This is a genomic window from Aphanothece sacrum FPU1, from assembly GCF_003864295.1.
In the GTDB taxonomy this organism is placed as follows: domain Bacteria; phylum Cyanobacteriota; class Cyanobacteriia; order Cyanobacteriales; family Microcystaceae; genus Aphanothece_B; species Aphanothece_B sacrum.
Genome location: NZ_BDQK01000002.1, coordinates 82,609 through 109,297, shown reverse-complemented (window position 1 = coordinate 109,297; position 26,689 = coordinate 82,609). Strand labels below are relative to the sequence as shown.

General features: G+C 35.6%; 24 protein-coding genes and 1 tRNA gene. 11 read left to right on the top strand and 14 right to left on the bottom strand.

What is annotated here, in order from left to right; genetic code table 11:
- The first annotated feature begins 197 nt into the window (after positions 1 to 197).
- The 3 genes from AsFPU1_RS22455 (at position 198) to AsFPU1_RS04470 (ending at position 2,496) form a co-directional block, all read left to right on the top strand.
- Positions 198 to 425, top strand: a complete 228-nt coding sequence (locus AsFPU1_RS22455) for a hypothetical protein (protein WP_124974450.1) — start codon at positions 198 to 200, stop codon at positions 423 to 425.
- Between the two features lie 394 nt (positions 426 to 819).
- The gene (locus tag AsFPU1_RS04475) at positions 820 to 2,010 is read left to right on the top strand and encodes an IS110 family transposase (protein ID WP_124974448.1); all 1,191 of its coding nucleotides are present in this window, start codon (positions 820 to 822) and stop codon (positions 2,008 to 2,010) included.
- Positions 2,011 to 2,055: 45 nt separating this feature from the next.
- Positions 2,056 to 2,496, top strand: a complete 441-nt coding sequence (locus tag AsFPU1_RS04470; protein ID WP_124975964.1) for a hypothetical protein — start codon at positions 2,056 to 2,058, stop codon at positions 2,494 to 2,496.
- Positions 2,497 to 2,595: 99 nt separating this feature from the next.
- Here AsFPU1_RS04470 and AsFPU1_RS04465 read toward each other — a convergent pair whose 3' ends face one another.
- Positions 2,596 to 2,820 (bottom strand): hypothetical protein, encoded by a 225-nt coding sequence (locus tag AsFPU1_RS04465; RefSeq protein ID WP_227873566.1) that lies wholly within the window; start codon positions 2,818 to 2,820, stop codon positions 2,596 to 2,598.
- A 204-nt stretch (positions 2,821 to 3,024) separates the two neighbouring features.
- On the opposite strand from AsFPU1_RS04465, the gene AsFPU1_RS04460 reads away from it, so the two are divergent.
- A complete protein-coding gene (locus AsFPU1_RS04460) occupies positions 3,025 to 3,828 on the top strand; it encodes a lipase family protein (RefSeq protein ID WP_124975962.1) in 804 nt (267 codons plus the stop codon).
- Between the two features lie 44 nt (positions 3,829 to 3,872).
- Here AsFPU1_RS04460 and AsFPU1_RS04455 read toward each other — a convergent pair whose 3' ends face one another.
- The 5 genes from AsFPU1_RS04455 to cysS all read right to left on the bottom strand — a co-directional run bounded on the left by AsFPU1_RS04455 (position 3,873) and on the right by cysS (position 11,294).
- Positions 3,873 to 5,882: a lipoxygenase family protein gene (locus AsFPU1_RS04455; RefSeq protein ID WP_124975960.1), complete on the bottom strand. Its 2,010-nt coding sequence runs from the start codon at positions 5,880 to 5,882 to the stop codon at positions 3,873 to 3,875.
- Between the two features lie 86 nt (positions 5,883 to 5,968).
- Positions 5,969 to 6,370, bottom strand: a complete 402-nt coding sequence (locus tag AsFPU1_RS04450; RefSeq protein ID WP_124975958.1) for a DUF6841 family protein — start codon at positions 6,368 to 6,370, stop codon at positions 5,969 to 5,971.
- 61 nt (positions 6,371 to 6,431) lie between these two features.
- A complete protein-coding gene (locus AsFPU1_RS04445; protein ID WP_124975956.1) occupies positions 6,432 to 8,159 on the bottom strand; it encodes a cytochrome P450 in 1,728 nt (575 codons plus the stop codon).
- 268 nt (positions 8,160 to 8,427) lie between these two features.
- Positions 8,428 to 9,813 (bottom strand): AAA family ATPase, encoded by a 1,386-nt coding sequence (locus AsFPU1_RS04440; RefSeq protein ID WP_124975954.1) that lies wholly within the window; start codon positions 9,811 to 9,813, stop codon positions 8,428 to 8,430.
- 38 nt (positions 9,814 to 9,851) lie between these two features.
- Positions 9,852 to 11,294 (bottom strand): cysteine--tRNA ligase, encoded by a 1,443-nt coding sequence (cysS, locus tag AsFPU1_RS04435; RefSeq protein ID WP_124975952.1) that lies wholly within the window; start codon positions 11,292 to 11,294, stop codon positions 9,852 to 9,854.
- A 76-nt stretch (positions 11,295 to 11,370) separates the two neighbouring features.
- Between cysS and AsFPU1_RS04430 the strand changes: the two genes are divergently transcribed.
- Complete coding sequence (locus tag AsFPU1_RS04430) at positions 11,371 to 11,820, top strand: DUF29 domain-containing protein (RefSeq protein ID WP_124975950.1); 450 nt, start codon at positions 11,371 to 11,373, stop codon at positions 11,818 to 11,820.
- 28 nt (positions 11,821 to 11,848) lie between these two features.
- On the opposite strand, the gene wecB is transcribed toward AsFPU1_RS04430, so the two are convergent.
- The 4 genes from wecB to AsFPU1_RS04410 form a co-directional block, all read right to left on the bottom strand.
- Entirely contained in the window at positions 11,849 to 12,973 is a 1,125-nt protein-coding gene (wecB, locus tag AsFPU1_RS04425; protein WP_124975948.1) for a non-hydrolyzing UDP-N-acetylglucosamine 2-epimerase, read from the bottom strand.
- 175 nt (positions 12,974 to 13,148) lie between these two features.
- Positions 13,149 to 13,460 (bottom strand): DUF6679 family protein, encoded by a 312-nt coding sequence (locus tag AsFPU1_RS04420; RefSeq protein WP_124975946.1) that lies wholly within the window; start codon positions 13,458 to 13,460, stop codon positions 13,149 to 13,151.
- 475 nt (positions 13,461 to 13,935) lie between these two features.
- Positions 13,936 to 15,429 (bottom strand): amidophosphoribosyltransferase, encoded by a 1,494-nt coding sequence (gene purF, locus AsFPU1_RS04415; RefSeq protein ID WP_124975944.1) that lies wholly within the window; start codon positions 15,427 to 15,429, stop codon positions 13,936 to 13,938.
- A 313-nt stretch (positions 15,430 to 15,742) separates the two neighbouring features.
- Positions 15,743 to 16,006: a hypothetical protein gene (locus AsFPU1_RS04410; RefSeq protein WP_227873565.1), complete on the bottom strand. Its 264-nt coding sequence runs from the start codon at positions 16,004 to 16,006 to the stop codon at positions 15,743 to 15,745.
- A 67-nt stretch (positions 16,007 to 16,073) separates the two neighbouring features.
- On the opposite strand from AsFPU1_RS04410, the gene AsFPU1_RS04405 reads away from it, so the two are divergent.
- Positions 16,074 to 16,146, top strand: a tRNA-Ala gene (locus AsFPU1_RS04405).
- A gap of 81 nt (positions 16,147 to 16,227) precedes the next feature.
- Positions 16,228 to 17,097 carry an Hpt domain-containing protein gene (locus AsFPU1_RS04400; protein WP_124975940.1) on the top strand — a complete coding sequence of 290 codons (870 nt, stop codon included), beginning with the start codon at positions 16,228 to 16,230 and terminating at the stop codon, positions 17,095 to 17,097.
- A 5-nt stretch (positions 17,098 to 17,102) separates the two neighbouring features.
- Here the strand turns inward: AsFPU1_RS04400 and AsFPU1_RS04395 are convergent, their stop codons facing one another.
- The 4 genes from AsFPU1_RS04395 to AsFPU1_RS04380 form a co-directional block, all read right to left on the bottom strand.
- Positions 17,103 to 17,837, bottom strand: a complete 735-nt coding sequence (locus AsFPU1_RS04395; protein ID WP_227873564.1) for a TVP38/TMEM64 family protein — start codon at positions 17,835 to 17,837, stop codon at positions 17,103 to 17,105.
- Positions 17,834 to 18,571 carry a TVP38/TMEM64 family protein gene (locus AsFPU1_RS04390; protein ID WP_124975938.1) on the bottom strand — a complete coding sequence of 246 codons (738 nt, stop codon included), beginning with the start codon at positions 18,569 to 18,571 and terminating at the stop codon, positions 17,834 to 17,836. Before AsFPU1_RS04390 ends, AsFPU1_RS04395 begins: the two co-directional genes overlap by 4 nt.
- A gap of 1 nt (position 18,572) precedes the next feature.
- A complete protein-coding gene (gene arsS / locus AsFPU1_RS04385) occupies positions 18,573 to 19,568 on the bottom strand; it encodes an arsenosugar biosynthesis radical SAM (seleno)protein ArsS (protein WP_124975936.1) in 996 nt (331 codons plus the stop codon).
- 124 nt (positions 19,569 to 19,692) lie between these two features.
- The gene (locus AsFPU1_RS04380; RefSeq protein ID WP_124975970.1) at positions 19,693 to 20,895 is read right to left on the bottom strand and encodes a DUF8838 domain-containing protein; all 1,203 of its coding nucleotides are present in this window, start codon (positions 20,893 to 20,895) and stop codon (positions 19,693 to 19,695) included.
- 208 nt (positions 20,896 to 21,103) lie between these two features.
- On the opposite strand from AsFPU1_RS04380, the gene AsFPU1_RS04375 reads away from it, so the two are divergent.
- The 4 genes from AsFPU1_RS04375 to hypF all read left to right on the top strand — a co-directional run bounded on the left by AsFPU1_RS04375 (position 21,104) and on the right by hypF (position 26,679).
- Entirely contained in the window at positions 21,104 to 21,688 is a 585-nt protein-coding gene (locus AsFPU1_RS04375) for a GUN4 domain-containing protein (protein WP_124975934.1), read from the top strand.
- A 14-nt stretch (positions 21,689 to 21,702) separates the two neighbouring features.
- Complete coding sequence (locus AsFPU1_RS04370; RefSeq protein WP_227873563.1) at positions 21,703 to 22,386, top strand: hypothetical protein; 684 nt, start codon at positions 21,703 to 21,705, stop codon at positions 22,384 to 22,386.
- 308 nt (positions 22,387 to 22,694) lie between these two features.
- Positions 22,695 to 24,347: an alpha/beta hydrolase gene (locus tag AsFPU1_RS04365; RefSeq protein WP_125061052.1), complete on the top strand. Its 1,653-nt coding sequence runs from the start codon at positions 22,695 to 22,697 to the stop codon at positions 24,345 to 24,347.
- 16 nt (positions 24,348 to 24,363) lie between these two features.
- The gene (hypF, locus tag AsFPU1_RS04360) at positions 24,364 to 26,679 is read left to right on the top strand and encodes a carbamoyltransferase HypF (protein WP_124976272.1); all 2,316 of its coding nucleotides are present in this window, start codon (positions 24,364 to 24,366) and stop codon (positions 26,677 to 26,679) included.
- Positions 26,680 to 26,689 lie beyond the last annotated feature (10 nt).

Genomic DNA, 26,689 nt, shown 5'->3' with positions numbered 1-26,689 from the left:
TTACAGAATTTTTGACCGAAAATTGTGAGGAGTTAAAAACTTTCTATGAGGAGATTAAAAAGGGTACTTTAACCAAGAATTTAACGAGACATAAGGAATAATAAATCCCTCACTGAATTAATTTTGCAAGTTACAGTGAGGGATACTCAAACGTCCTTTCGTTTAATTGTTTAAACCTATTTTGATGATAACACAAAATGACTGATATTAATCTATCCATACCTCAATTTGTTCTAATTCCTTACACAGTTAAAGAGAAGGAATGCTTCACTATGATTAACACCTTTGAGATAGCAGAAGTTAACGATGATGGGGAATTTATACGACTTAAATTAAGAAATGGTTCCCCTCGCATCTTTTCTGACAAAGAACGTCAAATTGTTATTGAACAATTGATGAAGTTTCACATCAATAACAATAAGTAATTACTAACTAAGTGATTGTTACAATTTGAAACAATTCACTAGGGACAAACTTACTGATAAAGTTGAGTGCGATCGCTCTCCCATCTGATGAGACTGGTTAGCTACCAGTTGAAATGTTCCCTAACTTTTGGGGACATCATGGGAAGCTTCCAAACCTTCCCGTCTTTCTGTTTAGGACTGTTTTAGGGCTGTAAGGAGGAAACAGGCTTCGGCTTTTACATCTTCGTCGGCTCGGACAGTTTTAACGGAATGCTCAAATCAGTTAGCTTGAGTCATGCTTGAGCTAAAACGGCTGTAACAGGGAAATAGGCTCACTTTTTGTTCGGGCTTTTGGGTGATTCATCGGCTTTTGGTTTGGGGTGTTTGGAAAATTCACTATCACCTGATTAAAACTATGAGAGTCGTTGGTATGGACATCGGCAACGGAACGGCAGTCTGTTGTCTACTTGACGTGCTGCCGAACGAACCTAGACAATTTTATATAGATCGAAGTCTTTATCATCATTTTGAGGCTAATTCCTCCGATGTTAAAGCGTTACTCGCACTCAAGCCAGATATCGCGGTCTTAGAACCTACAGGAGTTAATTACTCTAAAATATGGTCAACGGTTTTGATTGATCACGGCATTGAGGTTAGACTTATAGGACATAATGCCCTAGCGACTCATCGAGATCATCTGGGTTTACCCGATAAGGAAGATGAGACAGATAGTTTTGCCCTCGCGCATTATGGATTAAGTAACATTGATCGTCCTAAAAAATTCTTGATCATTCGAGATAAAGTCACTCAACGAGTTAGGGAATTAAGTTTAAGACTTGAGCATCTTAATCGGGTACAAAATCCGATTATCAATCGAATGCGTCAAGATTTATCATGGCAATTCCCAGAAATTAGCCATCAAGCTATCCGTCGTAGCGGTTATACTGTGCCTATTTTCTATCGATGGCTCGCGGGTTTAAGACCTTGGAAACGGTACGATAACTTATACGAAAAGACGATAGGGTTAGGGTTAACTGATACGGTCAGAAAGCACGCTAAACGATTAATTGACCTTCAATCAGAAGAAATTGAGATAGAGCAAGAGTTAACCGAATTAATGCAGCATGAACGGTTTAAACCTTATCTAAAAGTGTTAATTAAGTTTGGATTTGGAAAAAGACAACAAGCAATTTTAATCAGTCAGATTTATCCGTTTGAGAATTTCTTAGATGAAGATAACAAGCCGATTGTAGTCTTTAAACCAGCGACCAAACGCAGCAAGAATAAATACACTAAAAGGTATTTATCAAGACGTAGATTTGAGAAAATGTTAGGGGTTGCGCCTACTGAGTCATCAAGCGGCAAGAAGCAAGAAAAAAAGGTTAGGTTTGGTTCTGACTTGTGCCGTAAGACGTTGTGGCAATGGATATTTACTAGAGTTGAAACCACAAAAGGAAGAAGGAATAATGATGTCTTAAAAGACCTTTATGAGTGGATGCACGACCCGCAAAGGAAAGGAACACCCATCAGGTTGTTAAGACTAAAAACAGCATCTAAAGGCGTTCGGATGCTGTTCGATCATTTAGTCTTGGAGTTATGCACTTAATGTCTTAAATAATAAACCCCTAGACTTAGTGTGTCCAGGGGTTTATTGTTAAGAGGTAAAAGCTTCTACAGGGAAGTTAAACGAGTTCTTAAACCTAAAGGAATTATTGCTATCTGGTGTTATGGATTATTAGAAATTCCCCATGCTTCTGATTCCTTAAATGTTGCTTTACAGGAGTTTTATGATCAGATAGAATCCTGTTGGCCTCCAGAAAGACAACTCATCGATACTCAATATCAAACCATTTCTTTTCCTTTTAGTGATATCCCTACTCCAAATTATTCTATGACTCATGATTGGACAGTAAAGCAATTAATTGGTTACTTCACTACTTGGTCAGCCACCCAAAAATACATAAAAATTCATGGTGAGGATAATTTATTAACTTTAATGACAGAGATCTCAAATAAGTGGTCATTGACAACCCAAATTATGACAATTAATTGGCCACTGTTCTTACGTGTGGGTCAAAATGTTATAATTTGACTTAAAAGTTAAGAGGAAATATATTTTTTTAGGGAGGGGGATGACGACCCAAAAAGGCTTCTTCTGTCCGAATTGCTAACACTGTGGCACTGTCGTGATCTACTCTTGTTTCATTACTCGTTGAGAATGTAAATGCAACAGAGATAGAAATTCGGCTAATTCGACTAATCCTTCGGCTTCTTGTTGTTCAGATCGAGAGAGAATATTTCCTTGATCTTGCTGATTTAGTAAACAGTGTAATCTATCTTGAACTGCGACAGGAAGTTGGAAGCGGGTGAGTTCGATGGGGATTTTAATAACTTCAGGCATAGGGCAAGAATACATGAATATACTCTCTAGTCTAATCATAAATACAAGCCTTGAGTTAACAAATTAAACTCACAAATTTGATAATCTGGTACTGATACGGTATAATTAGAAATTAACAGCAAATATTGACACATTAAAATTGGTGAGTTACGACGGATTGTTAAATCCTCGTCATAGCAAAAATTGTCGCTTCTAGCACACCTTACTAATACTAAAGCCATGACAGATGTAAATTTTGATCCCTTAGCAACTAAATATAGCGGAAAGAATGCCTATCTATTAGGAAAAGCCGCCCAACTTGCTTATAAACCAAAGGAAGTTGTTGAAAATACCTTAAAAAATGATTGGAAAATGCCCAATTGTCGCTTTATCGACATAAATGAAACCCAATGTTTTGTTGCTGGAGATGATGAAAAAATTATTATCTCTTTTCGAGGTACAGAACCCAGCAAAATGCAAGATGTGATGAGTGATGTCAATCTGAAATTCACAGTTCATCCTTTAGGAAAAGTTCATTGTGGATTTTTAAAAGCTATTAATTTTGCTTGGGATGATACAATCAAAACGATTCAAGAGTTTCAAACTAAAGGGCAAACTATTTGGTTTACAGGTCATAGTCTTGGTGCGGCTTTAGCCACATTAGGTGTAGCTAAAATGATTGATCTTAATAAACCTGTTCATGGATTATATACCTTTGGGCAACCTCGCACCGGAGATAGTAACTTTGCCAAAAATTTTGATCTCAAATACAAATCATGCAGTTTCCGATTTGTTCATAACAACGATATTGTTACTCGTGTTGCTCCCAGTGCCTTTGGATATAAACATATGGGAACATTCTTGTATATTGACGCACTCAACATCCTTCACTTTGATATCCGTTGGTGGAATGAATTTAAAGATAGAGTCAAAGCCTCAATCGAAGATTTAGGCAAACCGGGTATTGATGGTATCAAAGATCACGATATGGGTTTGTATCTTAAAGGAATTGAAAAAAATATAGATAAGAAACCCATTGCCTAAAGATTACTAATAAATCGTAGGGTGGGCATTGCCCACCCTACAATCTAGACATTGATCAAGGCTCGAATATTGCCAATATCGTAGTTCAAACTAGCAAATTTATCTTTATAACTTGCCAAAGTTGTTCTGAGTTCTTCAGGAATATCGTCATCCTCATTTTTGAGAATATAACCATATTTAATAGCAGTCAAAACATTGACCATATAGATTAGATTGGTGGATTCTAAAATATTTGGTGCAATATTTGGATCGTTTTCACTGCCAAAACTTCCATTGCGTAAAGCGAGTGAACTATAGTAAAGTTCTCCACCTTCATTAGCCTGAGCATCATTGACCCAAGAATGCCAGAAAGTGAGAACAAAGACAACATAACGGCAAAACTCTTTTAAATTTTGGATATCTGTCTCATTGGGTTGATCTGAATTAGTAATTGGTCGAGTTGCCTTGACTTTCCCATTAATTGTCACCCTGGGAATATCGGGTTTATCAAGCTCATTGTAATCATACCAGTCGTAGTCACTATCAGGAGCAGAACCACAGGGTATATGAGGTTCATAAGCAACACTATGTTCGACAATATCATCAGATAAACGACGAATTTCTACCCATTCTTTGACGATTTCGTCTTTATAATCTTCAAAAAAGATGTCGAGGTATTCAGTTAAAACCTGCCAGTAAAGATTAGCTATCTTAGCAAAAGTATGGCTTTCACATAAAGGTTGACGGGGTTTCCAACCTTTCCAATCATAAGTGGCAATACTTTCTTTACATATTTGTACCACTGAAGCAGGGGTTAAAGGTCCATTAGTTGTCACTAAACCAATTGTCGGTGATACTAATACTTCATCAGCCCGTTGATTAATATTAACCAAACTTTTTACGTGAGGAGATAAGATCAAACGGACAGGATTTTTGCGTAAGTTGCGGAAAGCAGCAATGGTATATTGTTCCATCTGTAAATGAGCCTTAATATAATGCTCAATCATTTCTGCTGCAAAGAAACTATTAGTCCGAAAAATACGTTTTGCTTGTGACCATTTATCCCCATCTTTAGGGGTAAAAGTAACGGGAGCTTTTAGGAGAGAATGAGGAGCATAAGAGTCAGAATAACGACTTTGAACTGTTATCGAAGTGGCGACTAATTTATCTCCTTTTAACTCAAAAAAGACTTCCACATTATTGAGGTCGTGGTCATCATCTTTTTCGTAGTCATTCCAGATGAATGCAGTCTTAAATAGATTAGGATTGCTTTTATTGCGCTTCAATAAACAGGGGTTCATCCCATTAATAATCCGATCAACAAAGTATTCATCACTACGGCTATAACCTGGCGTTTTTTGATCCAATTTCATGGTCAAATTAGGAGGATAAGCCGCTTGAATTTCTGGTAAACTTGGTTGATCAGGATGTAGTGTATTAGTGATAACGTGCTTAGCTTTAATTGGCACTAAACCACTAGCTGCATCATAACCGGCAAGGGTACGACCAACGGAATAATCATCCGGTGTGCCTTCTAATTCACTGAAAAATAAACGAGCAAAATGACTATCAGGTTTATACAACCAGTAAGGAATAGTACAAGTGCCTAAATCATATTCTTTTTGCTTTACATTGTCTGGCCCTTTGATAATGTAAGCAATACGATAGGTAGAAACTGGTTGATTTTCTTTATCAAAATGAATCCGATTATCTAGCAGTCTCAATTCTAAATCTGGTAAGTCTAGAAACCCCGCACTGGCAGGATCATAATAGATAGTAAACTGACCATTATAATCAGTAATACCTGTTCCTAAATAATCTCCAGGAGTCCCAATATCCCGATCCCACAATTCTAATTGAATATTGTGTAAGGGCTTATTACTATCACTAAAAACCAGCTTTCCCTTGACTTTTGATAATTGATCAAGGGGTTTGTTAAATTTCTGTTCTTTGAGTTGAACAATACTTTTTTTAGCTGCCTTTTCAGCTTTCTTTTTACCTAATGCACTATCGGCGACTTTAATGCCTAAAACTTGCTTAAATTCACCGACAATTTGGTTAATTTTATCTGACATAATCATGACTCCTTGTGAATGGATTTAATGGATTTAGTCGTTTATGTGTAGGGTTCAAAGGACTTTGACCCCTACGGATTTAGATTTCAGGAAGAAACAGCATCTACATCATGAATAGTTCCAACAATGATTTTCCAACGATCCTCTACTTTACGCATTGTGTAAGTAAAACCAAAGCTGGTTAGCAGTTGATTATCTTTTGTGTAACGAGTAGCCACAGCACTAACAACTGCTAAATTATCACTAAGTAATTTGATGTTTAGAGGACTCGTTTGACTTTTGCCATAGTTCTGTTTCTTCAAATCACCTACAATCTTGGTAAAAACAATCCACAGCTTTAATTTATTGTTAATGCTTACGGCTGTTTCCTGGGTAATGAGGATTGATGGATAATGATAAAAAGGAAACAATATACTAGGTTTAAGCTTAGCAAATGCCTCATTATATTCTTCAATTGTTTTTCTTACTTGCTCTACTTGATCTGGCATAAGAATATCCTGTGAAATTGATCTTTAATGGATCTAGGTTTTAACGAGGAAAAACATGATTTTACTTGTCGTAACCAACCACAAAACGGGTGGGTATATAACCTTGATATTGAACTTTGCCTTCATCCCCAGGTAGAAATCTTATGCCTGGCCGTAGCATGATTTGTTTGACCACTTCAGGAACAACAACCCCGGCAATATGTTCACCACCACAGGTATGACTACCATAACCAAAGTGCATATAGTGATACTTAGGTCGGTCGATAGAAAACTGATCAGGATTTTTCACTACACCAGGATCAAACATAGCTGAACCAACACCCGCTAAAACGACGCTTTTAGCAGGTATACGGGTTTCTCTGGGGGTTCCCGCCGCTAAAGTATAATCAGCTTCACAAAAACGCACCAGAAAGGGACTAAAAGGATTAAAACGAATGGACTCCCAAACATACTTATCAAAAGTTGTGTCATCGTTAGCTTTAGCTGCGGCTAAGGCTTTTTGGAAAACTTCAGGACGTTTAAGCAGTTGTTCGATCGCCTGAGTTATTACCTGTCCAGTACCTTCTATGCTACCAACTAGCAAAATGATCATATGGCTGATGATTTTGTTTTCATCAAAGGAAATATCACTCGCAAATTTTGTAGTAGCAAACCGCGTAAAAACATCGGCAGGTGCATTAGTATTAACTGATTGCGCTTTTTTTTGTTTGAGAAGTTCAGTCAGATAAGCACGCATTTCATTACCCGCTTGCACCGACGCTTCATGAATTTTAGGGTCGTTGGTCAAATTTCTAAACATATCGTCTTGAGTTGCTTTTGACCAACGATACATGGTGGCTAAATCAGGGCCAGGAAAGCCAAAATAGTCGCCACAAAGTCTGATAGGAACGAATTTAGCTAAGTCCTGAAGCACTTCAATTTTTGAGGTGGGAGTCGCTTTATCTAAAGCAGATTTAGCAATTTCTCCCGCCATTTTTCTCACCCTTGGTAAATCCTCCAATTGCAACATGGTTCTCAGAACAGACTTATCTCGCCAGTTATATTCTGAGTTATCTCTTGCCAACATACAAGGTCCAAAAACTGGGTCCATTTTGGGCGCAAAAGTTCTCACCGTAAATACTTCTGAGCGAGATAAAACTTCTTGCACGTCAGGAAATAAACTAACTAATGTAAATTTTGGTGTGATAAAAATGGGGCGATTTGCTCTCAATTCTTTAAATAATCCTGTCCAATCTGTCCACACTCCTTGATTAACAACTGCAACTTTATCCGCTACATTCTCAGCAGGAATCCTGTCATACCTTTCTAAATAAGAAAAAGGAATATAACTAACTGTCCACTGGGCCCAAGGTGCATTATTCGGGTCGTCAACATGAATGGTTACAGTATCGGGATAAGCAGAGGTGGGAGAGCAACCGTTACAACGCGATACATACTTACCTGTATCTGCTTTTAAGGCGTATTTACCATTTGCTAAGCGTTCAGGAGTAAATTGGGCGTAGGGTAAAGAAGGATCATCAATATGAACGGTAACGAAGTCGGGATAGGCCCCATTAACAATACAACCGTTACACCGCGCTACATACTTACCCGTGTCTGCCTTAAGCGCAATTTTACCACCACCTACGTCAATCACGTCAAAATGTGCATAGGGATGATTAGCGACAGGACTATCAATATGGACTGTTATGGTATCAGAAACGTTATTCACCGTTTGCTGACAGTTATTGCAGCGAGAAAACCATTTTCCCGTGTCTGCTTGTAACGCTATTTTTAAACCTTTGAGCATTTTGGAATTTACTCCTAATATTGACTTTAATCCTTGTTCGGCATACTTTAGGTTTGATGATAGAGCATAGAGGTATCCCTTTCTCCTTTAACTTTGCATAACTTAAAATTTGACAAAATGTCAAAGATACAGTACTAAAAAACCAATTAAATTAATATAATTTTAGAAGATTCTTTAAGGATAACTGTCTTTTTATTATAATTATTATTTTCTATACTTTCTGTTGCCGAGGTTTTGATTATTTCCTTAAGAATAGCAATATCAGACATTACTCGCAACCCCAGACAATTTCTTCCTGAATGCGGTTCATCTCATTAATTGTAATATCAAAGCTACGCGCTTCAATTCCTAATTCTGGGTTAATATTTGCTTCTGTGAGAGTATGACACTTACTTTTTCTACTTTTCCCATCGAGTTTTTTTGATACTTCTTCTGCAATATAGACTTTAACTTTTTCATAAGATAGAAGTTCTTCAGTCCGATAACCTTCTTTTTCTTCAATTTGTTTAAGGTGAGGTTTATCACCATTCAGCATAATTAAAGTGTTCAATTCTTTGACAATATAATCACTGTGAGTAGTAATAAAAACCTTAATACCAAGATTCACTAAACGAGCAAAAAGTCGCGCCATCCGTCGCTGATTTTCCGGGTGTAGATTTAATTCGGGTTCATCTACCATTAATAAATCATTAGGTTGCGCTTCATGTCTTAAATAAAACCCAATATCTAGTAAAGAACGCACAGCACTAGAACTCTCATCCATCGAAAGTCTGACTTTTTTCCCTTTCGGTACATAATATAATTCATCGTTGCGTGTAACTGTATATTCACCCCCGATAATATCTGCAAAATCTGTTAAAACTTCAGGATATTTTTCAGTTATAAAACTATTTTGCTTAACTATACTTTCAAGTTTGCGAGTAAATTCAACGTTGATTTTTATCGGCAGCGCATAATCTTGATACTCTTTAAATAGAAGCTCAACTCTATCAAATTTATGATCAGATTGGCCAAGTTCTTCAAGCAAGCGATTACGGGCAAAATTCAATTCTTTACGAAAAATTGCAGCACCAGTTCTTTCTGCACTAGCAATAAAAGGACGGCAAAAAATATACTTAAAAATAATATCTTTGATTCCATCATTTATCATACGCTTAATAATCTCTCTAGGAATTTTTGCCTCTTTTTTATCAACAAGTAAAGTAACGACTAATTCTGTAATTGCTTCCTCATTAGAAATGGAAAAAAGAGATATATTTTCAGAACCAACTGTCTGTTTAATTATTGTGTTTAAACGAATGTCTTTATTGTCCAGAGTGACAGAGAATTCTGCATCTTTAAATAGTATTTCTTTTGCAGCAAAAATATTTGATATTTCTTTACTATAAATTTTACATCCTTTAGCAACAATCTGATTTACTTGTTTAACGTATTCTTGTATATCAATATGAGTGACACCATTAGCTAAGAGTTCTTCTATTTTATTATCGTTAATTTCCACAGAAAATATTGACTTCCAAGTAGATAAAAAGCCAAAAAGTGCATAAGTAGCATAAGTTTTGCCAGTATTATTTTGACCACAAATAATTGTCAAGTCACCAAGGGTAAATTCAGCTTCTTTAAAAACACCCAGATTTTTTATTTTAATCTTCATGGTCTTATTCCTTTAGCAAAAAATCCCTATTATTTCTTTTAACCTCGATGCCAAGTTGTCACCCCTCCTGGTTGATCAACTAAAATAATTCCTTGCTCTTTTAACTCATCCCGAAGGCGATCGCCCTCAGCATAATTTTTATTTTTACGAGCCATTTTTCGTTGTTCAATTAACCCTTCAATATCTTCATCACTTAACCCATTACTTACTTCTTCTTTGACTTCATTACTATCAGTTTTTAACCCTAAAACTTGACATAAGTCTACTAATGTCACCCACTGTTCTTCTAATATTTTAGGTGCAGTTTCTGTCTGTCCCTGATGAACTAAAATATTGCCTTCTTTGCGTAATTCTTTAGCAATTTCAAATAATACCGCTAACCCTTCCGCAAAGTTAAAATCATCATCAACTGCCTCTTGAAATCTTTGCGTTAATGTCTCGGAAGATGAACAAACAGTAAACCCTAATTTTGCACCATACTCATAACCAAATAATAACCCTTCTTTGATAGTATGCCAGCCATTTGTTGCCGCTTCTAATGCTTCATCTGTAAAGTCTACAGGTTTGCGATAATGAGCTTGTAAAATAAATAATCGTACCGCCATCGGGTCAATTTTAGCTAATAAGTCCCGAATTGTGGTAAAATTTCCTAAAGATTTAGACATTTTTTCCCCACCAACCTTAACCATTCCATTATGTAACCAATAACGGGCTAAAGGTTGACCAGTAGCGGCTTCTGACTGAGCAATTTCATTCTCATGATGGGGAAAAATTAGGTCACTCCCCCCCACATGAAGATCAATAGTTTCTCCTAACCGTTCTCGTACCATAGCAGAACATTCAATATGCCATCCTGGCCGCCCTTTTCCCCAGGGGGACTCCCAAGCAGGTTCTCCAGGTTTAGCCCCTTTCCAAACGGCAAAATCAAAGGGATCTTTCTTCTTAATTGGCTCTGTATCAGCTAAATCTACTCTACCGCTCGCTCCTGCTTGCAAATCCTCTAATTTTCGCCCTGATAGTTTACCATAGTCTTTAAAACGACGCACGCTATAGTAAACATCGCCATCAGACCCATAAGCATAGCCTTTTTCCTCTAATTCGGCTACTAACCGTTTAATTCCGTCTAAACTATGAGTCGCACGGGGATAAGCATCAGCCCGTTTTACTTTAAGACGTTCCATATCCTCAAAATACGCCTCAATAAACCGTTCTGAGATGGCTTCCATAGTAGTTTCTTCTTTTCTGGCTCTATTTAAGATTTTATCGTCAATATCGGTGAAATTTTGAATATATTTAACTTCATAGCCTCGCCATTGTAAATAACGACGCACCACATCCCAGACAATACAAGTCCGTGCGTGTCCTAAATGACAATAATCATACACCGTAATACCACAACAATACATCCTCACTTTGCCAGTTTCAATGGTGATAAAGGGTTCTTTTTTACGGGTTAAGGTGTTATATACAGTTAGTGTCATGGTTGGGTTTAGGGTGTAGATAATTGATACAATAAAAGCAGATCGGGTATTAAATAACTTATTAGGAGTTTAACTGATGAGTTCTATTGATGAGACAACACAAACCCATGAGATAATTAAAATGACTAATCTCTATGAAACTGACTTTGTGGAGTGGACTATTCAACAAGCTCAAGCTTTAAATGATCATAATATAAAAGCCCTTGATTGGGATAATTTAAAAGAGGAGATAGAAGACTTAGGAAAAGAACAACTCCATGCTGTCAGTAGTTGGTTAAAAAGATTAATTGAACACAAACTCAAACTAGACTATTCTCCTGAGAGTTATCCTCGAAATCACTGGAAAACTGAAATTAATAACTTTCAAGATGAAATTGAAAGAAGATTAACAAAAACTCTCTTAAATAAGATAGATATAGACAAAGAATACGAGAGAGCAAAAAGATTAGTTTTAAGTGAATATAAGTTAAACCTTCGGGATCAATGTCCTTATAGTTTTGAAGATTTAATGACAAGATTGACTTAACCCAACTCTTAAATATTTTAACTATAATTCATGAATTATCCCTACCTAAATAACGCTGTACAATCTCTAAAATGCGCTCACTAGCCTTCCCATCCCCAAAAGGGTTGATTGCATTAGCCATCTGCTCATAAGCGATTTTATCACTCAATAACTCACTCGTAGCACTGACAATAGACTCCACATTGGTTCCTACTAATTTAGCAGTTCCAGCCGCGATCGCTTCAGGACGTTCTGTAGTCTCCCGCAAAACTAAAACAGGTTTACCTAAACTGGGGGCCTCCTCCTGAAGTCCACCCGAATCAGTTAATAATAGATAAGAACGTTGAATAGCACCGACTAATTGAGCATAATCTAACGGTTCTGTCAAGAATACGCGAGTATGTTCTCCTAAGATAGTTTGTATAGGTTCTCGCACAGTCGGGTTACGGTGCATGGGCAATAATAAGGCAGTATCGGGAAATTTGTCTAAAATTAAACTAAAACCTGCGAGAATATCTTGTAGAGGTTCTCCCCAGTTTTCTCGTCGGTGAACTGTTGCCAAAAGTACCCGGTATTGACTCCAGTCTAATCCAGGAACATCACAAACGGGCTGTTTTTTAGCAACGCTTAATAAAGCATCTATGACAGTATTTCCTGTCAGATGGACTTCCCCTGTCACCCCAGAACGATGTAAATTTTCTAACGCTAGTTGAGTTGGGGCAAAATGGAGTTGAGTCAGTTGAGAGATCAAACGACGGTTCGCTTCTTCTGGATAGGGGTTGTAAATATTATCCGTCCGTAACCCTGCTTCTACATGGCCAATGGGAATTTTTTGATAAAATGCTGCTAATGTGGCCGCAAAAGCGGTAGTAGTATCGCCTTGTACTATCACCAATTTGGGTTGTATATCTTGAAAAATCTCCTCTAACCCTTGTAAACTACGATAAGTAATTTCTGTAAGGGTTTGACGGGGCTGCATAATTTTGAGATCCCGATCTGCCTTTAACCCAAAAAGATCCATCACCTGTTCTACCATTTCCTTGTGTTGTCCCGTCAAGATCACATGAGTTTGGAACTCCTGACAAGAGCGAAATTTTTGAATCACAGGAGCGAGTTTAATGGCTTCGGGACGGGTTCCTAGGGTAATACAAATCTTGTGGGGGGATGGGGTCATTTCAGTTATCAGTTATCAGTTACTACCACCAAAATTAGGTGATTTAACCAATATATTAAATAAATCTGTCCGCATATAAGCAATTAATTCGTAGGGGCGGGTTTTTCGCTAAAATTAGGTTATTTAAGCAATATATTTGATAAACCCGCCCGCATATAGCAATTAATCGGTTAATTTAATCCTGATTAGAGTCAGGAGAATGAGGGTAAATTTGTTCTGCTTCGGGACAATCATCAGAAACGGCAATATCTGTGTTAAACCTGGACACAGAGGCTAGTTTTTGACTTACAGCACCGATACTTTCGAGTCGTACCATTTCTTCCCAGGAACTAATTTCGTCATCTTCTTCCGTTTCGTAACGAATAGTCACTAAATCTCCTTCTAGGGAAACGATGGTCGCCGCCTCGATCCAACGCTGCTGATCTCGCAAGAAAAGACATATTTCTCGACCCTCTGTACAGAGTTGATAAATCTTGCGGTGTAACATAGGTGTCTCCTTAGAAGGTAACTAATCCTAAATGACATTACTTTAACATTAATAGTTATTTAATGCTATCTAGTTATTTGAGCAGCCCAAAAACATAGTTTAATAGAACTAATCGTGCTTTTTTAGTCTAAGAACTATTTGACTGGAAAAAGTCTTTGTTTTCGAGCCTAGTTTCTAGTTTACAGTATCCCCGCTCACTTTTGTTGGTTGGTAGGTTACGTTTAGGGACAACTTATTACCGATTTATAATTAATAATTGATTAATTTCAGCACAATAAATCAATTAAAATTATTAATAATGGGTTTGGGCATGGCAATATAATTATTTAGGTTTCATCCAAGGTTGCCTACGCAACCTAGAATGGCTGTCCGCGCAGGCGGACTTAGTCTTTATAGGATCAGACTTGAGTCTGTCATTAATTATTAATTTATCTATCGGTTGGGTTTAATAACCTCAACCCAACCGATAGATAAATTAAACTTTAGCTTTTTCTAAAATTAATTTAGAACGTTTTACATTTTCAGGAATAGCTACCGGATAATCCCCCGTAAAACAGGCAGAACAAAAACTATTAATATCTTCGCCAGTTGCCTCTAACATTCCCTTCCAACTTAAATAAGCTAAAGAATCTACTCCAATTTGTTCGGCAATATCTGCAACAGTTTTTGTCGCTGCAATTAACTGATTTTGGTTATCCGTATCAATGCCATAAAAACAAGGATGAGTAACAGGAGGAGACGAGATTCTCATATGCACTTCTGTGGCCCCAGCATCCCGTAATGCTTTAACAATTTTACGACTAGTAGTTCCCCGCACAATCGAATCATCCACAATAATGACTCGCTTACCATTCAACACATCTTTGAGGGGATTTAATTTCATTTTTATGCCAGATTCCCTCATGTGTTGTGTCGGTTGAATAAATGTCCTTCCTACATAACGATTCTTAATTAATCCTTCCCCATAAGTAATCCCGGATACTTGAGAAAAACCAATACTAGCAGGAATTCCAGAGTCAGGAACTCCCATGACTAAATCAGCATCAACAAAGGATTCTTTAGCTAATTGTTGCCCTAAACGTAACCGATAACTATACAAAGTTTCATCGTGCATTAAACTATCAGGACGGGCAAAATAAATCATTTCAAAAACACATAATTTCCGTTGTGGTTTTGGGGCCCAATGAAACGAAGCTAACCCTTCTTCCGTGATCCAAACTAATTCTCCAGGTTCTACGTCTCGTAAATATTCTGCCCCAATAATGTCTAATCCACAAGTTTCAGAAGCCAAAACATAACGCACGGGATTATTATTTAATATTCCTATGACCAAAGGTCGAATTCCATTAGGATCTCTGACTCCCATTAATCCTATAGGAGTTCCAATCACTAAACTATAAGCCCCAGAACACAATTGAAAGGCACTGATCGCCCCTTCTAGCCAATCTTTCCCTTCATTCACCTCTTGGGCGATCGCCACAGCAATCATCTCTGAATCTGTGCTAGTCTGAAAATTACACCCCCTTTCTTCTAAGGTTTGACGTAACTGTAATGTATTGACAAGATTGCCATTATGTGCTAGGGCAAACTGTCCCAGACGACTAGGAAGGACAACCGGTTGAGCATTAGCTTTATGACTTGATCCGGTAGTAGAATAACGATTATGGCCAACTGCAATATTACCCGTTAATTGATTTAAAATGTCCTCTTTAAAGACTTGAGAGACTAACCCCATATCTTTATGAACATGGAGAGTATCACCATCTAAAGTCGCAATTCCGGCTGATTCTTGTCCTCGGTGTTGTAAGGCATATAATCCAAAATAAGTTAACTTAGCGACTTCTTCTTCGGGGGCATAAATTCCAAAAACGCCACAAGCTTCTTCGGGTTTATCTAAGGGAAGATCGTCAATATCAGTCGATTCAAGGACTAAGTGTTCGGTATCGCAAAGGGGATGATTGGCAGTCATGCTGGGGTTTAACTCCATAAGAGAGGCACTACACGGGATGGGATGAGCCAAGGGATGAATAAGAATACTAAACAAATCTTAACAAAACTTTAACCTTATCTTACCAGGGATTGTCGGGTTTGACCGATAATGTCTAAATTTAATATTTCCTTGGCGATCGCCGTTGTTTCAATTTTCTGGATAAATACCATCACACTTTTATACTAACAACTGTAACGTCAGTTAGTAGTCTCTTGTCAGCCGTAATTGTGCTTAAACTTAAGAATAATTAAATGATCATTACTTATTTGGAAGCAAATTTTCACAGAAGACATTAAAGTTTTTGTCGTTGCCAAATTTTGATAATTAAATTAACTAACCCTATTACTTGCTGGACTTGGTGGAGTTGGGTATTTAACTTTTGGTAACTTTGTTTGAGAGTAGAGGTTCCTTGTTGTCCTTGTAAAATTATGTTTGGGGCCCCAGAGAAAATGTGATGGATGCGACTTTCAAGCCATGTTAAAGTTTTCGTGACCCTTTTTAATGTAAGGGTTAGTTGCCAAAGACGTAACGCCAAGTAACAATTAAAACTCGTCAATAGTAGATTAAAAACCAAGACAAAAATTAACATCCAATGTTATAATTATAGATTGTACAAGACCAATGGGGAATTAGCTCAGTTGGTAGAGTGCTGCGATCGCACCGCAGAGGCCAGGGGTTCAAATCCCCTATTCTCCATTATTTTATCTTCCCTGTTATTTTCCCCAAATTTTAGGGAATTCTAAAATTGTAGTGCCTAATTGATGGGAGAAAACGATTTTGGATCAGCAAAAAATACTCGGTTATTTCATTGAAGAAGCAAAAGAACACTTAGAAACTCTAGAAAAAGGGCTTTTAGAACTATCTTCTGTGGTCAAAGATCAAGAAAGACTCAATGAAATGTTTCGCGCGGCCCATTCTATCAAAGGAGGGGCAGCCATGTTAGGATATGGCAGTATTCAAAAGATTGCTCACCGTTTAGAAGATGCGTTTAAAATTCTGCGGGAAAATGCAGTTCCAGTGGATCAAAAATTAGAATCTCTCTTTTTAAAAGGGTACGATGTTCTACACGATTTAGTAGAAAAGTTACAAAGTCGTGTTGGACTCAAAGCTGATGAAGCAGACGTTATCGTCAAAGATGCGGCCCCTTTCTTTGTAGAATTACAAGCCTATCTTAATCAAATTGTTACCCAAGATCCTCCGCATTTAACTACTGTAACCGACTTAGATATCCCTAGTCAAGTTCGTAGTTTACTCAAGGAAATGTTAACTTTATTTAAAGGAGAAGCCACTTTACAAAGTCGTCGTAGTCTTCAGAAATTGTGTAGTCAATTAGCCCAATTAGCCCCCAAAGAAAAAGGCTGGCAAACTTTAACTAAAACCGCATCTGAAGCTATAGGGAATCCTCAACATTCCTATCGTACTTTAGCCACTGTAATTATTCAAGAACTTAAGCAAGGAGTCGATTATATAGAATTAGGAAAATCTGAAAAAATTAGCACCAGTCAAGAGTTACAACAATTAGCCACTAGCCAACTTCCTCATATTCTTATCAGTTTAGATCCCCAAGCAATTGCTAATGTATTACATCAAATTTTCAATCAACAACAAATCTCTCAATTAATGCAATGTTTAAACACCCAATCCTGAGATAATTATGATGATGATTTAGGTTGATTTTGACGAGCAATCATCGGCAGAATAGAAAGTAAACAAAGAAATCCTAATGCGACAAAAAATGATAAGCGATCGCTTCCTTGTACAGCATTAGTTCCACTGACTCCTAACCAAGTATAAACTAAAGTTCCTGGAATAATTCCGACAAAAGTCCCTAAAGTATAGGTTAACCAATTAATAGGAGTTAATCCAAAGAGGAAATTAACAACATTAAACGGAGAAATAGGAGCAAATCTAACGGCTAAAACAAACTTTATAGGTTGGCGTAATACAGCTTGCTGAAAGTTAGCTAATAGTTGATGATGACCAAATTTTTTCTGCACATAATCCCGTAATAAATAACGGGCGGTTAAAAATGCTCCTAATGCTCCTAAACTAGCTCCAATTACTGACCAAAATGTTCCCCAAAAGATACCAAATAGGATACCACCAGCAATTGTTAAAACAGTACCAGGAATACCAATAACTGTTAAAATGATATAGCCAAAAATAAAGAAAATGACACTATAAGAAGGATATTTTTGCAGAATTGTCAGGATAAATTGTTGATCAAAGATAATGTTAATTGGACTAAAAATACAGATAATAACAACTAAAATAAAGCTTAAAATCAACCAAAGTTTTAAGTTTTTAAAAACGGGAAAACTTCTGATAATATTTGTTTTTTTAGTAGGTTGATTCAGTTTAGTAGGAGTAGGCCATTTAGTTTTCACGATTCAACGGGTTCTTTTTTTTCAGTAGGGTTTTCTTTAATTTGACTATCTAAAGCCTTCTTAGCAATTTTTGTTATATAAATACTAACAGCAACTGTAGCCATTAAACCAACAATATATAATCCCCATTCGAGGGTTGTTTTTTCTCTTACTCCTGCCCCTATTGTGGCAATATTACCAATTAAAGAACCTAGATAAACATACATTATAGTTCCTGGCATCATACCTATCCAAGAGGCTAATATATAGTCTTTTAAAGACACTTTTGTGATACTAAAAGCATAATTCAAAAAGACAAAAGGAAAGACAGGAGATAAACGAGTTAATCCCACAATTTTCCAACCTTCTTTAGCTACTTCCTCATCAATATTTGTAAATTTAGGGTATTGTTGAATTTTTTGAGATACCCATCCTCTAGCAAAATATCTTCCAATGATAAAGGCAACAGTTGCAGCTAAAGTTGAGGCAATGGAGACTAAAATTGAGCCTTTTACTACACTAAAAATAACGCCTGCACCGAGAGTTAAAACTGCCCCTGAAATTAAACATACAGTGGCTAAAATATAGATGAGAATAAAGACAATATATCCTAAAGTTCCTAAACTATCTATCCATTGGAGAACAGTTTGTAATGTTTGGTTAATTACTTGACTAATTCCTAATTTATTAGCGAGGATAAATAAGGCTACTAATAATAAGGCAATTATGATAAATTTGACGGATTTTTTTGACATTTTATAACAGTGAACCTCCGCAACTTGAACCACTTCCGGCTGTACATCCGTAGCAATAGGATGCAGTTTTTACTTGTTCAATTAAATCTAGACTATTGGCTTCTAAAAGGTGTTTAATAGTTAATTTTTCTCCTTGAAAATCTATAGCTTGTAAATTTTCCATTTGATTAAAATCACAATCATAGATATTACCATTATAATCAATTGATAGTTCATTGCGACACATTAAATTATTAACTGTTTGTTCATTATAATTGGATTCCAAAAACTTAAGATAAGGAATATATAAGTGTTGAGTTTGTAAATAATTTTTAGTCCTGCCAACAGGAATATTAAGAATAGTAAAAAGATTATTAAAAACAATATTAAATTGTTGTTTCAGAAAGGTTTTATAATCTTGTTCTAATTGTGCTTGATTCGGAGTTAAGGAGAATTTATTATGTCTTGGTACAGGAGGATTATAAACTAAATCGAGTTGTAAGTTAAGATTTGTACCATAGCCTAATTGATTTAAAATTTGTAAAGCTTTAATAGATTTGTCATAAACACCTACTCCTCTTTGTTGATTTACATTATCCTCTAAATAGCAAGGTAAAGAAGCAATAATATGTAATTTATTTGTAGTAAAATATTCTGGTAAATCTTCAAATCCAGATTCAAAATAGATGGTTAAATTAGATCTAACAATGACATCTTTACCTGCTGCTTTAGCTGCTTCTACTAGGGGACGAAATCCGTAATTCATTTCGGGTGCGCCTCCCGTTAAATCAACGGTTTCTAATTGAGGAAAACGGTTGATAATTTCGATTAATTGTTGACAAACTTCGGGGGATAATTCCTCAGTTCGTTTTGGCCCTGCTTCTACATGACAATGGTTACAAGCTAAGTTACATTTTTTACCTAAATTAATTTGTAAAACCGTTATTTTTTGTTTATTTAAAGTTTTAGTTAGCTTTTTACTAAAGGGTGTAATAGATAAAATATTGGGAGTGATCATTAATTTATTTTTCCTGTTTTTTATTGAATATATTGTTTCCATTTGAAATATAAATAATTGTGGCAAGCCGCATCTTGCCTGTGATGGACAAGATGCCCATTTCACATCCACGATTAATCTTAAATTAACAACATTCACCAGGACTACAACAGTCTATATCTTGAGTTGTAACTGTTAACTTATAGTCTAATCCTTTAGTCTCTTTAGGATGACGAATTGCTTTATTTTTACAGCTAAATTCTGTTGCTTGTTCTAGAGGAATTTCTTGATAAGGAGGAACAGGAATAATATGTGTTTGATAGGGACTATCACAACGGGTTAAAATTTGGTAAGTTTTATCACAAACAGCCATTCTTTCCCCTCGACAAAAGATATGTCCATCATCATCTTGAACTTGTTTCCAAGGGCCTTTATAAATGATAGATTGTTTTCTTTCTAAACAGGGGCCATCTTTCCCTTTATATGCACGAATAGTTACGGAACGAAACTCAATTCCATCAATAACTTGCCAAGGAGTTTCTTCTCTTTTGAGTATTTCAATGCCATAAAATCCAGCATTTTCAAACATTTTTATGAACTGATCTTCCCGAAATGCTCCTGCAATACAGCCACTCCATAAATCCGGATCATTGATAATAGTAGGTGTCGGATCTTCATCACAAACAATATCAGAAATAACCGCCCTTCCCCCTCGTTTTAAGACTCGATAAAGTTCTTTAAATAACAGCCCCTTGTCTTGGGGACGCACTAAATTTAAAACACAATTAGAAATGACCACATCAATGCTATTATCTGCAATTAAAGGGGACTGTTGACGTAGACGATCACATTCAGTTTCCAACTGACTTAACCGCTCAATAGAGTTAACTGGGTATTCTTTTAACCAAGTCTCTACCAGATCTAAATCTAAGGTTAAATCTTGAATTTTTCCCTTGACAAATTTAGTATTATAGTAGCCAATTTTGTCAGCAATGTCTTGTTGATATTTACGGGCAATTTTTAACATTTCATCATTAAAATCTACCCCAATGATTTGTCCAGTTGCCCCAACTTTTTGTGCTAAAATATAACAATTTTTACCCGTACCTGATCCCAAATCTAGAACCGTTTCTCCTTCAGAAACATAACGAGTGGGATCACCACAACCATAGTCTTTTTCTACAATTTCTTGGGGTAAAATTGTTAAATAATTGCCATCATAATCAGTAGGACAACATAAGCTAGGTTGTTGTACTTTTGCCCCCGCTTGATAACGTTCAAGAACAGTTTGTTCAATATTATAATTAGCGATTGAAGAGGAATTAACTGATGATTGAGAATTAGCCATAGAAGTCATAAAGTAGGTAACAGATGCCAAAATTGTGTAAACTAAGATAATGAGCAGTATAAAACACTAGACAGGGTAATAGTACCTCTTTTAGGAAAAATCTCCACTTCCGCGAATATAAGAATATTAAAACGAGGATAGCTGAATTTTTCCTGAGATTTGTCTAAACTTTCCCAAGATACCATTAATTGGCGACACAAATTTAATTATGTCTGAACCCTTACCCGAAATCGATAATAACACTCAATGGACAGAAATTCTCGGTCAATTACAATCTCTGAATAACCGTGTGACTTATTTAGAAGAAAAGCTGAAACTCGTATCTGATTTGGATCGATATGGTAAATTACAAAGTTTATTAATGGCAGGAAAATTTAAGGAAGCAGATCTAGAAACTACTGTTGTTATTCTCGATGCAGTGAACAAAAGTCGAGATGATTTAACCCCAGATGATATGACAAAATTTCCTTGTAATATTTTAAAAGTAATTGATCGTCTTTGGCAAGATTATAGTGATAATCGCTTTGGTTTTAGTAAACAATTAACCATTTATCAAGAAGTAGGTGGTAGTCTAGATACTCTCAGGGCGCAAAATACTCAGGTTCTAGAAAAATATGGCGATCAGGTTGGTTGGCGAAAAGAGGGAAAATGGCAAGGTAATAACTATGATAACTGGGATTTTAGCTTATCCGCTCCGGTGGGTTGTTTTCCTGCGATTTGGTGGAAGTCTCCCTATGGTTTTAAGATGGCAACTTTTTGTTTTATCAGATTGATTAATTGTGACATATCTTAATTAAAAATATCCCTATGAAGTCCATTAATTATATGAAGGTTGATCCAAAGTTTATCATAATATTAATTAGTCTAATATTACAACCGATTAATCCTAGTTTTGCTCAAGGAAGATTAGATCGTCCTACGTTTTTTAGGGATGGACAAATGATCATGGATCAGGAAATCCAAAGACTACAACAAGACCAACAACAACCATCAACAACAGTTGAACATCCTTCCCAACTTTTAACCATTGATCAAGGACAACTAATCTGGCAAAAATATCTCTTTAGGGATGGAGGTTTTTCTGTCTGGATGCCCCAAGGAATTCAAAGTCAAGAAACAGTTAAACTTAATTTAGGAACCAGTGAATTATCTTTTGAAGTATTCGCTACTCAACCCCAAATTTATCGCTTTGTAGCTGCTTATTCTGAACCATTGAATCCGAGTCAATTAGGTGATCCTAATCAATTACTATTATCCATAAAAAATGGTATTATTCAAGAAACAAAGTTTACTTTATTGACAGAAAATAATATTACGTGGCAACAATATTTTGGCAAGGAATTAACAATGAAACAGAATAATGAATTGATTAGTTTTCATCTTTATTTGATCAACCAAAGAATTTACATTCTAGCGGCTGGACAAAAGAATACTGAGACAATTTCTGCCAATATTCTCAGCTTTTTTGATTCTTTTCGTCTTTTAAATTAAACCTTAAATTAGCTAACTTTTTTATAGATCATTTGATGCAATGTGACTTTTAATTTTCCTACGTCGCATTCCTTTGGTTAAATAAGCTAAAATAAAGACAGTCAACCCCATCATTCCTGCTTTAAAATAGTAGGTTGTCAGGATGACCATAAACATTAGTAGTAACCCGAAAAACCAGTAAGATGATTTTTTAGACATCAGGAAGAGCATAATTAAAGAAAAGTGATTATTTTGCTATCATAGACGAAATTTTAACCCTTGACATAATTATCTATTTAGCTATGATTTTTGTTGATAATTTTAATTCGATGCGGTTTCTTTCCTTAATTATTGCTACCTTTTTCACGGTTTTAACTGCTTTTCCTATTCTGGCAGCAGAACAAGTATATTTAATCTATGGCGGCTTAAATTTATCTGTCAGAATTAGTTCTTTAGAAAAATTTGCTCAAACAGGAATTGTTGACAAAAATCTAGAATTTTATTTTAATATAGGTGGGCTTAATGAATCTGAAAAAAATAAGTTTAGAGAAGCTTTATTTCAACCTCATAAAATTAATCCTGTACAATTATCCCGATTTCTAAAGACACAAATCGGGGAAGAAATTCTAACTAATTTCGGTAAATTTATGAAAATTCAAGGAGGAAGAAATGGAAAATATGCGTTAAGAGGAGCTTTAGTACAAGCTGCATTTGAACCAGAAGGTTTAACCCTAATTAATGTTTTGCGTAAACTACCAACCAATCTACAAATAGACTTAGAACAAACCTTCGCTTTATCTGACGCTATAAAAATTGTTGTTAAAGCTACTCAATTATTTTCTGTTGAAATTGCTCAATTGTCAACAATAGAAGCCAAAAAAGAAAAACCTGTTAATTTTTCTAATTTACGTGATTTACGGCAACCAGGTACTTTAGGAATCGCTCCTAAAAAAAGATGGTTATTAACTGATAAAAATCGTAACCGTCGCTTTTATGTTGATCTTTATAAACCTAAAAAATGGAGACAAGAAAAAACACCTGTAATTATTATGTCTCATGGTTTAGCATCTCGTCCTGAAGATTTTTATAAACACGCAGAATATCTAACTTCTTATGGTTATGTTGTTGTTATTCCTCAACATCCTGGTAGTGATTATCAAAAAATTCAAGACCTTTTAGGTGGGTATACTGGGGAGATTTTTGATATTAATGAATTTAAGGATCGTCCTCAAGATATTAGTTATGTTATTGATGAATTAGAACGACGAAATCAAACAGAATTTAAAGGTAAACTTGATCTGAAAAATGTAGGAGTATTAGGTCATTCTTTAGGGGGTTATACCGCTTTAGCGTTAGCTGGTGCTACCCTTCATTTTGAAAATTTAGAACGAGAATGTAACAAAAAATTTAGTTATCTAAATCTATCCTTATTGCTTCAATGTCGAGCTTTAAAATTAGAAAAAAAATCTTATAATTTTAGAGATGAACGAGTCAAAGCAATTTTTGCAGCGAATCCAGTTAATAGTAGTATTTTTGGTTCTCAAGGTTTAAGTCAGATTAAAATTCCTGTTTTTATTGGAGCAGGAAATTATGATGCTGCTACTCCTGCTATTTTTGAACAAATTCGTTCTTTTCCTTGGTTAAGAACACCTGATAAATATTTATTATTAGTAGAAGGACAAGCTCACCTTGATTTTTCTAACTTAGATGCAGGAATGACTAATATAATTGAATCTATCTCTAATCTTACTCTTCCTAATCCTGAATTACTTTATCAATATAGTAATGCTTTAATGTTAGCTTTTTTTGAAAATTATATTAGTAAAAATTCCGATTATCGTCCTTATCTTCAAGCATCTTATACTACATATTTGAGTCAAAAAGAACCATTTAAAGCTTATCTTATTAGTCAATACTCTTCGGAAGCTTTAAGTCAATTAATTCAAAAGTTTATTGCTGAAAATTATTCAATTCAACCCTAAATAAATATCAATAAAAATGACCAAAAAGCGTTTAAAATTAATCATTAAAGGAGCCGTCCAAGGAGTCGGATTTCGTCCCTTTATCTATCGACTTGCTACCGAATTACAGTTAGTCGGATGGGTCAATAATTCTGCTTCTGGAGTATTCATTGAAGTAGAAGGAAAACCAGCAATACTTGACACTTTTTTAACTCGTATTACCTTAGAAAAACCGCCGCGATCGCAAATTCAAAGCCTTGAAAAAACTTGGTTAGACTATCTCGGATATACAACTTTTGAAATTCGTCATAGTATTAGTGGAGAAAAAACGGTTATTATTTTACCAGATTTAGCCACTTGTTCTGATTGTTTAAAAGATATTTTCGCTCCTCATAATCGACGTTATTATTATCCTTTTACTAATTGTACAAATTGCGGCCCCCGTTATACAATTATTAAAGCTTTACCCTATGATCGTCTTCACACAACGATGAAACATTTTAGCCTCTGTTCTCAGTGTGAAAATGAATATCAAAACCCTTTTGATAGACGATTTCATGCTCAACCTAATGCTTGTCCATCTTGTGGCCCTCAATTAGCATTATGGGATAAAAAAAGAAGCGTATTAGGCATTAAAAATGAAGCGTTAAAAAATACAGTAAATGCTATTAAAGATGGTAAAATTATAGCGATTAAAGGATTAGGAGGATTTCATTTAATTGTAGATGCTAATAATTTAACAGCAATTAATCAATTAAGACAACGTAAAGTCCGTCCTCATAAACCATTTGCTTTGATGTACCCTTCATTAGAATTAATTAAAAATGATTGTGAGGTTAGTTACTTGGAAGAACAACTATTAACCTCTCCTGAAAATCCAATTGTTTTACTAAAAAAGAAAAAAGAAACCAATGATTTATGGGAATCTATTGCTCCGAATAATCCCTATTTAGGAGTTATGTTACCAGGAACACCTTTACATCATTTATTACTCAAAGATTTGGGAGTTCCAGTAATCGCTACGAGTGGAAATATTGCTGATGAACCTATTTGTATTGATAATGAAGAAGCATTACAAAGATTAGGCCATATTGCTGATTTATTTTTAGTCCATAATCGCCCAATTATTCGCCCTGTTGATGATTCCGTAGTTAGAGTAATGGGGGACAGAGAAATGAGTATCCGTCGTGCTAGAGGATATGCACCTTTTCCTCTTAAAATTAGTGATAAATTGCCCTGTAATCAATCTATTTTGGCAGTAGGTGGACATTTAAAAAATACCGTTGCTATTTTACAAAATAATCAAGTTTTTATCAGTCAACATATAGGAGATTTAGGAACCAAAGAAGCCTTACAATCTTTTTATCAAGTTATGGAAAGTTTAACAGATATTTATGAGTTTAAACCGGAAATAATTGCTTGTGATACTCATCCTGATTATCTTTCTAGTCAGTTCGCTAATAGTCAAAATTTACCGTTAGTTAAGGTACAACATCATTATGCTCATGTTCTATCTTGTATGGCAGAAAATCAAGTCAATCTGCCTGTATTGGGAGTAGCTTGGGATGGCACAGGATACGGAGATGATGGTACTATTTGGGGTGGGGAATTTCTTTTAGTAACTACTGATAATTATCAAAGAATTGCTCATTTTAGACATTTTAAATTACCTGGAGGAAATCAAGCAGTTAAAGACCTTAGAAAAATTGCTTTAGGACTTATTTATGAATTATTTGGCTCATTAAAAATATCAGATAAATTACCTTTATTCGCAACATTTTCTCCGCAAGAATTAACTTTAGTTGAGCAAATGTTATCTCGTAATTTGAATGCCCCATTAACTTCAAGTGTGGGGCGATTATTTGATGGAGTCGCTGCTTTATTGGGAATCTGTCAACAAGTCAGTTTTGAAGGACAAGGGGCCATGGGATTAGAATATGCCATGGCCCAAACTAAAACAGATAGTATTTATAATTATAAAATAGTGGGTTCAAATTTTCCCTTAATTATTGATTGGGAATTAATTATAAGAGGAATTTTAGACGATATTGCAAATCAGGTTACTCATGCAGAAATTGCTGCTAAATTTCATAATACTTTGGTAGAAATTATCGTTAAAATAGCACACAAAATCGGTCAAAAAAATGTAGTATTAACCGGAGGTTGTTGGCAAAATAAATATTTAACAGAACGGAGTATTATTCGTTTAAGACAAGAAAATTTTACTCCCATTTGGCATCAAAAAGTTCCTCCTAATGATGGCGGAATCGCATTAGGGCAAATTATTGCAGCCCTTTTTAGTTATAAATATAGCGTTTCTGCTTCTACCGGACTTACTATGCTAAATCAATAATTAATGGTAG